The sequence below is a fragment of the Dehalococcoidia bacterium genome (assembly GCA_035574915.1).
In the GTDB taxonomy this organism is placed as follows: domain Bacteria; phylum Chloroflexota; class Dehalococcoidia; order DSTF01; family WHTK01; genus DATLYJ01.
Window position 1 is genome coordinate 1 of sequence record DATLYJ010000175.1, and the last position, 9,388, is coordinate 9,388.

8 protein-coding genes are annotated in these 9,388 nt (G+C 68.4%); 1 reads left to right on the top strand and 7 read right to left on the bottom strand.

From position 1 onward, the window contains the following. The 4 genes from VNN10_15660 to VNN10_15675 form a co-directional block, all read right to left on the bottom strand. Window positions 1-255 (bottom strand): hypothetical protein (locus VNN10_15660; GenBank protein HXH23455.1); only part of this gene is annotated, 255 nt, incomplete at its 3' end. Between the two features lie 275 nt (window positions 256-530). After that, entirely contained in the window at window positions 531-2,744 is a 2,214-nt protein-coding gene (locus VNN10_15665) for a transglycosylase domain-containing protein (GenBank protein ID HXH23456.1), read from the bottom strand. Between the two features lie 122 nt (window positions 2,745-2,866). Beyond that, the gene (locus VNN10_15670) at window positions 2,867-3,835 is read right to left on the bottom strand and encodes a 2-dehydropantoate 2-reductase (protein ID HXH23457.1); all 969 of its coding nucleotides are present in this window, start codon (window positions 3,833-3,835) and stop codon (window positions 2,867-2,869) included. Window positions 3,836-3,876: 41 nt separating this feature from the next. After that, window positions 3,877-4,308: a hypothetical protein gene (locus VNN10_15675; GenBank protein HXH23458.1), complete on the bottom strand. Its 432-nt coding sequence runs from the start codon at window positions 4,306-4,308 to the stop codon at window positions 3,877-3,879. Between the two features lie 289 nt (window positions 4,309-4,597). Here VNN10_15675 and VNN10_15680 point away from each other — a divergent pair, with 289 nt between their 5' ends. After that, window positions 4,598-5,245: a hypothetical protein gene (locus tag VNN10_15680; protein ID HXH23459.1), complete on the top strand. Its 648-nt coding sequence runs from the start codon at window positions 4,598-4,600 to the stop codon at window positions 5,243-5,245. 282 nt (window positions 5,246-5,527) lie between these two features. On the opposite strand, the gene VNN10_15685 is transcribed toward VNN10_15680, so the two are convergent. From VNN10_15685 to VNN10_15695, 3 genes are all read right to left on the bottom strand, one after another. Then, a complete protein-coding gene (locus tag VNN10_15685; protein HXH23460.1) occupies window positions 5,528-6,367 on the bottom strand; it encodes a hypothetical protein in 840 nt (279 codons plus the stop codon). Between the two features lie 163 nt (window positions 6,368-6,530). Next, window positions 6,531-7,301, bottom strand: a complete 771-nt coding sequence (locus VNN10_15690; GenBank protein ID HXH23461.1) for a hypothetical protein — start codon at window positions 7,299-7,301, stop codon at window positions 6,531-6,533. Window positions 7,302-7,484: 183 nt separating this feature from the next. After that, entirely contained in the window at window positions 7,485-9,221 is a 1,737-nt protein-coding gene (locus VNN10_15695) for a hypothetical protein (protein HXH23462.1), read from the bottom strand. Between the last annotated feature and the right edge of the window lie 167 nt (window positions 9,222-9,388).

Sequence of the window (9,388 nt, forward strand, 5' to 3'; positions counted from 1 at the left end):
CATTTCGTCGCCCGGATAAGTCGGGCGACGGAAGGAGACATCGATCCATCCGTCCGACAGCCACCGGGGCCCCAGGGCCTGGAGGATCGCGGGCACCGTCCAGCCGTAAACGGTCACTCCGCCCACCAGCGCTGCGCGGTATCCATATTGGCGTGCGCCCTGGTTGGCATGGATGACGTTGCTGATGTTCATGTTGTCCGGGTCTTCCATGAAGGCGGTGATCCGCCGCTCCCCGTAGCGCCTCGTTGTAGTCATCTCCCTGTCCTTCCCTGCGATGATCTGTGCTGCCGCCACTCGGAGCGATGCGGGCGAATCGCGGCCGGGCTAGCGCCCGGCCTCAATTCTGCGCGCTACGTCAGTCCGTGTCCACGCTCATGATGGCGCGTCGGTCCCTCGGCGGGACCGACGTACTTGTTGCTGGCGCACTCCAGCTGACATCGTCGGCCGCGCCGGCGCCGGCCAGCGAGGTCAGGAGTGTAGTTCGCGTCCGACACGGCTATCGATGCTCCGGGGACCTTGACGGGCCTGTTCTAGTCGTCGTTGCCGCGGCCGCGGTCGGCGCCGCCGCCTCTGTTGCCGCGGCGGTCGTTGGGCTTCGGTACCTCGGTGGGCTTCGGCGGCTTCGTGGGCTCGATCTGCGGCGCGCGGCGGATTGGTGTTGGCGTGGCTTGCGAGCCCTGGAGGCGGGTCCCGCCGCCGGTGCTCGTGGGCACGCGGTCGGCGGCAAAGACTTCGGTCACGACCTTCGGGCAGGAGCGGTCGGGCAGGAGGCCGGTCGTCTGGCAGACCTGGACGAACTTGATGCCGGAGGGCACGTCGAAGCCCTGCGCCGGCCGCCCTTCCAGGGCGCGCTGCATGAAGGTGTTCCAGATGGGCGCGGCGGTGTAGGTGCTCGTCGCGCCCCGCATGGGTGAGTTGTTGGCGTTGCCAACCCAGACGCCCGTCACGAGCTCCGGGGTGTAGCCGATCGTCCAGGCGTCGCGCGCGTTGTCGGTGAGGCCGCTCTTGACGGCGGCCTCGCGGCCGGCGAGCTTTAGCGGGCTGTTGAGGCCAAACATCGAGGAGCGCGCCGTGTCGTCCGAGAGGACGTGCGTGATCATGTAGGCATAGGGGGCGGGAATGATGCGCTCCTTCCTCTGCTTTGCCCGCCAGATTGTCCGTCCCTGCGAGTCCTCGACCTTCAGGACGAGCACGGGGTCGAGCGGGCGCGAGCCCTTTGGCAGGTCGAGAACGCTCTCGATCCCCGCCTGTTCGCCATAGTTCGCGAATACGGAGAAGACGTAGGTGAGGTCGAGCAGGCTGACATCGGCGCCTCCGAGCGTGAAGGCGGGACCGTAGGCATCGACGTGCCCCAGAGTGGTCAGGCCCAGCCTGCGGGCGTTGTCGTAGACGTCCGGGAGGCCAGCGAACTCGAGGGCCTTCACCGCAGGTGGGTTCAGGGAGCTGGCAAGGGCGACCCGAACGGGGATGGGGCCGCGATAGCGGTTATCGGCGTTGCCCAGGGTGTAGGTGCCGGAGCCGGTGCTGAGCCGGATAGGCTCGTCATTGACGATCGTCGCCGGGGACCAGCCGTCGATGAAGGCGCTGACGTAGGTGATGGGCTTGATGGTCGAGCCGGGCTGGTTGAGGGCCGTGACGTTGTCTACCTGGCCGCTGATGCCATCGTCGAAGTAGTCGCGGCTGCCGACGTAGGCCAGCACCTGGCCCGTCTTTGGGTCGATCGCCACCAAGGCGGCGTTCGTGGCCCCGACCTGCGGGCCAATTCGCGCCAGTTGCTCCTGCACGACGGCGTTGGCCTTGCGCTGCAGTTCTACGTCTATGGAAGTGGTCACGCGCAGACCGGGCTTGCGCGCGGCATCGCCGATCAGGCTTGGCAGGAGGCCACGCACGTTGACTGCGAGGTGGGGCGCCTCCCCGCGCTCCGCCTGGCGCTGATCGCCGGGCACCCGGCCCTCGCGGATGGTGAGAGGCTGCGCCTTCAGCTGCGCGGCCTCCTCCTTCGAGAGGTAATCGTGACGCTGCATGAGGTCGATGACTTCATGCTGGCGGGCAAGGGCGGCATCGAGGTTGTTCAGCGGGTCGTAGATCGCGGGCGCCCGCGGGATGCCGGCGAGCATGGCCGCCTCCACGGGAGTGAGGTCGGCGGCAGGCTTGTTGAAGTAGCGATAAGAGGCCGCCTGGACGCCGTAGGCGCCGTTGCCGTAGTAGAGCGAGTTCAGGTACCACTCGAGGATTTGCTCCTTCGAGTAGCGCCGGTCGAGCTCGAAGGCGATGATGGCTTCCTTGATCTTGCGCGTGACGCTGCGCTTGCTGCGCTCCGGCACGGGGATGTAGAGGTTTTTCGCGAGCTGCTGAGTGATGGAACTGCCGCCCCCGCCCTGAAGGAAGCCGCCGCCGTCCCAGAAGGAAACGTTGTCGTAGAAGGCTCGAACGATGCCCTTGAGGTTGACGCCGGGGTTGCTCCAGAACTCGGCGTCCTCGGCCGCGACGGTCGAGTCGATGAGGTGGGGCGAGATCTCCAACAGGGGCGTTATCGCGCGAGGACCGGCCTCGCGGTCGAACTCGAAGAGGACGACGCCGTTGCGGTCCAGCACCGTGAGGCCGTTGTTCCGGTTGATCAGCGCAGCCGGCTCGGTGAAGCCGGAGGCGATGCTCACATAGGTCGCGAGGAGGAAGACGACGAACACCGCCAGGATTGCCAGCGGTGCCGCGATCAGCAGCTTTTTCTTCTGTTCGCGTGTCATGGTGGGTCAGAGGGACTTCACCACTCTACCCTTTGCACCCTAGAGCATGCTCCTGCGGCGGCATGGATGCCATTAAAGGAACCTGAAATCTGTCTATCATTCCGCGGCACCTGGCGGGCCGGTCAGTCGCTCCACCTGGCGGCTTCGATCTCCCGGAGCAGGTCAGCGGGCGAGACGGACCCCGGCGCCAGGCCCTCCGCGACCATGCGGCGGCCGATGCGCTGGAGCGCCGCGTTTGCAGGCGTCGGAACGCCATACATGCGGCCGAGGAGGGCGATCTCGCCGTTGAGGTAGTCGGACTCGATGGAGCCGGCGCCGCGCGCGAGGCTCTGCCAGGTGGAGTTGCCCTGCCGGCCGCCCCCGGCGCGCATGCCCTCGCGCAGGGCGGCCATCTCCTCGTCCGGGGCCCACTCTATGCCGGCGGCGCGATAGCAGGCGATGGCCTCTTCGACCAGCCTGCGCGAAAGCTCCGGGGCCCGCGTCTCGCCGAGGGCGGCCTGAAGCGTGTTGTTCAGGTTGCCCAGCAACTTCGCGTACTTCTTACGCATCGCCTGCGGGTCGGGGCGGGCGCGAAAGCCCGCCTTCTCGAGGTCGGAGCAGACCTCGAGGACGACATCGTCGAGGCCCGATGGGTAACGGCCAGCGTCGAGGACGCCGGTGATGCCAGCGGAGGTCGCCTCGACGACGCCGGGCTCTAGGTGGGTCGCGGGCAGGATGACCAGCATGGCGTAGACACGGTCGAACCGGCGGAGGGCAAGCCTCTCGTTCTCGACGCCGTTCTGGGCGCAGACGACCGGGAGGTCGAGCCCCGGCGCGGCGGCCTGGAGGTCGATCAGCGCCGCCTCGGTGTCCTGGGTCTTCATCGTCAGGAAGACGACGTCGCGAGGACCGAGGCTCGCTTCACTCGGGCTGCCCGCGGCCGGTATGCGGAGGGTGGCCACGCCGTCCGGGCTCTGGAAGCGCAGGCCGCGGGCGCGGATGGCCTCGAGATGCGCGCCGCGGGCGATGAGGAGGACATCGAAGCCGGCGAGGTGGAGCCGGGCGCCGATGGTCCCGCCGATGGCGCCGGCGCCGTAGATCACGTAGCGCATCGAGCCGAGTATAGCGGGGCGGTCTGCCCCTGGGCCCGGGGTCAGGGGCGCTGCCGGGCGGAGCCGCGGTGGACCTGGCGGCTGTCCGGACTGAGGGCGACCCGGAGGCTGACGACGCCGAAGAGGGCGAAGACGAGGATGAGGACGTAGGACTCCCAGTAGGCCAGGGTGCGGGGGCCGAGCCCGCCGATCTCGAAGATGAGGGCGCCGGCTGCGCCGGCGACGAGCCAGAGAAACAGCGGCAGGAGGCCCAGGGCCACGTGCCAGGCCTGCTGGTCGGTGCCGGAGTCGAAGTAGGTGCCCAGGATCCAGGCCCAACCGGCGAGGACCAGGCCGAAGGCGGCCACGTCCACGGCGCGGACCTGCCGCAGGCCGCTGAGCATGATGCCGCCAAGAGCTCCCGGCGCCGACTTCAAGGAGTCGATTGCGTCTTCCCAGTCGTCCCCGAAGAACGCCTGGATTCCCCCCGCCATGCTGCCATTACAATCGCGCCCGCCCGCGCAGTCAAGTCAGCGGTCAGGGGTCAGGGGGTCAGCGGTCAGGTCAGGGGGTCAGGAGGTCAGCGCACAGCTCTCAGGTCAGACGCGGCGCCAGGTCCCGAAGTCCTGAAATGCTGAAGCCCTGAAATGCTGAAGTGGTCAGGAGGTCAGCGGTCAGCGGTCAGAGGAGTCGCCAAGTCCTGAAGCCCTGAAATGCTGAACTCCTGACGTCCTGACATGCTCCTCAGTTGTCCCAAGCGGGGCTCGACGGCATCATCGAGACATGGTGCGAAGGGGACTCCGGGCGGGCGCGGGAGCTCTGGTGCTTGTGCTGTCGGCCCTGGTGCTGGCCTGCGGCGGCGCGAGCACGGCCGGCACCAAGGGCGGCCTGCAACTGACGCCGGTCGGCGGCGACGCCACCCAGGCGGCCGTGGGCGCGGCAAACGCGGCCTGGGTCGAGTGGAAGGAGAACGCCGGCAAGTTCCTCGACCGCGACTTCTTCGACTGCTACGAACTGAACGGCGTGCCCCGCCCGCCGAACACGCCCGTGCCCGACCCCAGCGGCCACTCGCGCGCCCGGCGCGGCTGCGACGAGGCCCTGGCGGCGATCGAGAAGGCGCTGCCAGACTACCGCCGGTTCGTGGCCGACCTCGAGAAGGCGAAGGTCGACGCCGCTTCGCCGTTCAAGCCGCAGTTCGACATGGTGGTGAAGGCGCGCAAGGACCGCCTCGAGTGGGCGACGGCCTCGGTCGCGGCCTGGAAGCGAAACGACAGGGACGCGCTGCAGACGCTGCGCCTCCAGATCCCGCAGCTGGCGACCCAGGAGGCGGCGGCGCTCGGTGTCGTCTTCACGGGCGCGACGCCGGAGCCGCGCCCGACGCTCGACTTCATCCCGGGCGTCCCGACCCGCACGCCCGCGCCGTCGCGCTGAGGCCGGAGCCCGGGCGCCGAGCCTGGCGTCACCCCCGGCCCCCGGACGGGAGGCCGAGCCTGCCGTCACCCCCCGGCCCCGCGGAATGGGAGGCCAAGCCTGCCGTCACCCCCCGGCCCCGCGGACGGGAGGCCTGAAGGCCTCCCCTACAGGGAGCGCGGCCTCGTGCAGGCCCTGCGAGCGCCCGTTGGGGGAGGTTGGAGTAGGTGCGGGGGCCGCGTGAGGAAAAGCGGAGGCCCCTCGTGTGAGGGGCCTCTTGCGTGCATCTCGGGGTTCGCCCGGCTAGCGTCTGGCCGCCCGGCGCTCCCTCAGGGCCAGCAGGCCGAGGCCGCCGAAGCTGAGCGCGGCGAGGCCGCCCAGGAGGTAGGAGTCGCGGGAGCCGGAGCGGTCGAGCAAGCCGGCGTCGCCGGTATTGGGCGGTGTCACGCCCGTGCCGGTGCGCGGGGCCGAGACTGCCGGGGCCGGCTGGGCAGCGGCGGCTGCGCGCGCCCGGTTCTCCTGCGCCTGCTGCGCAGCGGCAACGGCGACTGCGCCGACCGCGCCCCCTCCGGCGCCGGTGCGCAGCGGCACGGGCTGAAGCGAGCCGGTGAGGACCAGGCCGACGGTGTCGCGCCGGAATGTGTCGAGCGGAGGGAGTGTACCCTCTGTTTCAGTCACGCCCGGGCAGGGGTCTGGCTCGCCGCCTCCGAGTGCCCCGGTCCCGACGTTGAAGAATATCCCCGACGGGCCGGTGAAGGACTGACTGAAGGCAATCGTGGACCCGAAGGCCACCGGCGCGTCGCCGAAATCAAAGACGACCTGGACTTCCGAGCCGGCGCTGACGACGAAGCTCGCGGAGGCAACGCCCACCAGCGGGCCGGCAAAGCTCCCGGCCCGGGCGGTGAGAGTGACCTGGTAGAAGCCGCCGGGCGAGCTGAAGTACCTGAGTGTGGCCGTGTCCAGGGAGTAGGCCTGGTAGTTGGTAACGTAGAATCCGCGGTCGAGGTTGTCTCCGCTGCCGGCGGGGCCAAAGGGACAGGACACAATCACCGGTTGGGCGAGTGCGGGAGATGCTCCCCCGAATAGAAGAGCCGCGGCGAGAACGGCCGCCGTAACGAGCGCGGACCAGGCCTGCTTTGCCATTGCCTGCTATTCCACCTTTCTCCCTCTAATTGACGCTCGCCGGAGCCATTAGGCATCCGACTCTTTCGCCGAATCGTACAGGCGCTGAACGCGACCGTCTACCCTAAAGCATGAGGCCCCTCTGTGAGGGGCCTCATGCTGGTTTGTCAGGTTATTAGTGTGGTCAGCGTCTGGCCGCCCGGCGCTCCCTCAGGGCCAGCAGGCCGAGGCCGCCGAAGCTGAGCGCGGCGAGGCCGCCCAGGAGGTAGGAGTCACGGGAGCCGGAGCGGTCGAGCAGGCCGGCGTCGCCGGTGTTGGGCGGCGTCACGCCGGTGCCGGTGCGCGGGGCCGAGACTGCCGGGGCGTTCGCGGCGGCGGCGGCGACCCGGGCGCGGTTTTCCCGCGCCTGTTCGGCGGCGGCGGCAGCGACAGCGCCGACAGCTCCGCCTGTGTTGCCCACAGGTCGCTCACCTTCAGCGCAATTCAAAGGCTGACCAACATACGGATCGACGCGCAGGAATGCGCTACCGCTACCATGCGGCGATTCGACGACCAGGATGTCTACGGCGTGAGATCCGCCGCGGAGGAGGCAAATTGCCTTTGAGTACCGCGGGTCGAGCAAGGCCAGGTCGGGATCATTGATGTCACCTGCCTCAGGGCAGCCGCCCGTCGCCACAGGAGTGGTCCGCCCGACGACAAGGCCGCCCTCGAGGATCGCGAACTCGTCCCCTCGACAGAAAGTGTCCACCACGGTAATCACAACCTGTCCCGTGCTCGAAAAGGTGAACGGCCCGCTTGAAACCAGGCTCCCGGCGCCGCCGAAACCGAAAGCAACCCAGCCACCGCCGACAGTGATCGGCGTGGCAGCCTCGGCCGGTCTCGCCGAGGGGACATAGGCACTAACGGCAACCACCGTCGCCATCGCCAGCAACGAACCTATCAGTCTGCCTCTCATAGCTCTCCTTTTGCTTCTAGGACAGCAAGAATACCCGGCGACATGTGCCGGCCATCCGATATAACGCCCGCATGGTACGAAAGGTTAACGCCGCGGTCTACTGTATCGATGAGAAAGCGGAGGCCCCTCAGATGAGGGGCCTCCGCTGCGCTAGTTGCCTAGCTTGCTGACAGCCGTCAGCTCTTAGCGGCGGGCGAACCGGAGGGTCGCCAGGCCGGCGAGAGCGAAGGCAGCCAGGCCGCCGATGGCGAACAGCGTCCAGGAGCTCGAGGAGCTCGAGAGGCCGGCGTCACCGGTGCTCGGCGGGGTGATGCCCGTGCCCGTGCGCGGAGCCGTCACCGTCGGTGCGGGCGCCGCGGTCGGGGCCGGGATGGTGCAGGTCACCGTCACCTGGGCGCTGATCGGAGGCGTCGAGAAGATACCGATCGCCCCGCCGCCAGGCAGGGTGCCGCCCGTGGTAGCGACGACCTCGTACGGACCGGAGTGCGACTCGCTGGTCAGCAGGAAGGCAGTCGCCACGCCGCCGAAGGTGCCGGCGCCATTGCTGGACACCGGGACCACAGGGCCGACGAACGAGAGCACGCCACCCGTGCCACCGATGGTGCCACCAAGGTTGGTCACCATCTCGACGAGCGTGTGGTCAGAGACGTTCTGGCCGATCGCGTCCTTCACCGTGACGGTGATCGTGGACTTCTCGCCGCAGCGCAGGCTGGTCGGGCTGGCGGCAACCGTGATGGAAGCCGGCGGGCCAATGACCGTGACCGTTACGGTGCGGCAGATGTCCGCCGCGTCCGGGACCTCGAGACAAGCCGTGACCGTGGCCACGCCCGGCGTCGCCGTCGTTATGCCGGCGTGCGGGTCGCAGTGCAGGATCGCGGCCGCCATCGAGCGCCAGGACACGTTGATGCCGCTGATGTCGAAGTCGAACACCGAAGAGTTGTCCGCCAGCGGCGAACTGTCGGGCGCAACACTGTTCGCGAAGGTGTCCCAGGCCACGTAAGAGGCCGGGTTCGACGTCGTGAGCGCGGCGATAAGCGTCCGCGCCGAGCCCAGCTCGCTGGCCGTGTCAACATTCGTCTCCTCGATCGCGCAGCGGTCGGTCGAGAAGTCGACGTCGGTGCTGGGCGCGATCAGGATCGGGTTGCCGGCGGCGTCAGTGACCGTCAGCTGGATCAGGGAGTGGGCGGTGTTGCTCGGCGCCGGGACGATCTCGACCGTGGTCGGCGAGGCCGTCAGGGTCGCACCACCGGCAGTCGGACGGCAAGAGACGAGCACGTCAACCTCGCTGTCCGGAAGCCCTCCGTCGGCATCAGACGCGGTAATGTGGATGGTCGTCGTTATGCCAGTGCTCAGGAGCAGTGAGGTCTGCGGGGCATCCAATGTGCTCGGGCACTGGTAGATGACGACGATGCCACCCTGGTCAGGGCTGTCGTCGCTACAAGGCGGCGTGCCCGGCTGCTCGGCGCAGTCGACCGTCAACTGGTCAGTACCGATGCCTTCGGTGCTCAGGCAGTCGTCGTCATCGAACTCGAACCAGTCGCCGTCGCCGTCATTGTTGGCGCAGATGGCCTCGCGGAAGCGGCCGACCTCGTTAGCGTCGAAAGTGACGTCGGCGCTGTCGGTGCCATCGTTACCCTGCTCGCCGTCGAGCTGGACACAGATCGCGATCTGGCCGCCAAGCGGCACGATAAAGGCGCCTACCGGGCTCACCGGAACGGTGCCGCGGCCCGGCATGTCGTCGCAGTCGCCGCCGTCGGTCCATGACTCGCTGCCGGCGAAGCCGCCCGAGCTCAGCTCGAAAGGCGCGACCTCGACATCGATGATGTTGGCGGAAGCGTCGTTGGCGCTCATGCCGAAGGCGCCAAGGGCCATCAGCGCGAAGAGGGCCAACGCTCCAAAGCCAAACTTAAACTTACTCAAATCCGTTTTCCTCCTTGCTTGTAAGCAAGTGTCTCGATGCGTTCCGTCTTCTTCCTCTGGTTCCTTTCGGTCCCCGGGCTGCATTCGCGGTAGGTCTCCCCCGCGTCGCCCTCGGCCGAGATCGCTGCTGCGACGCCGAGGTTCTGTCCGTTCCAGCTTCCCGGTGG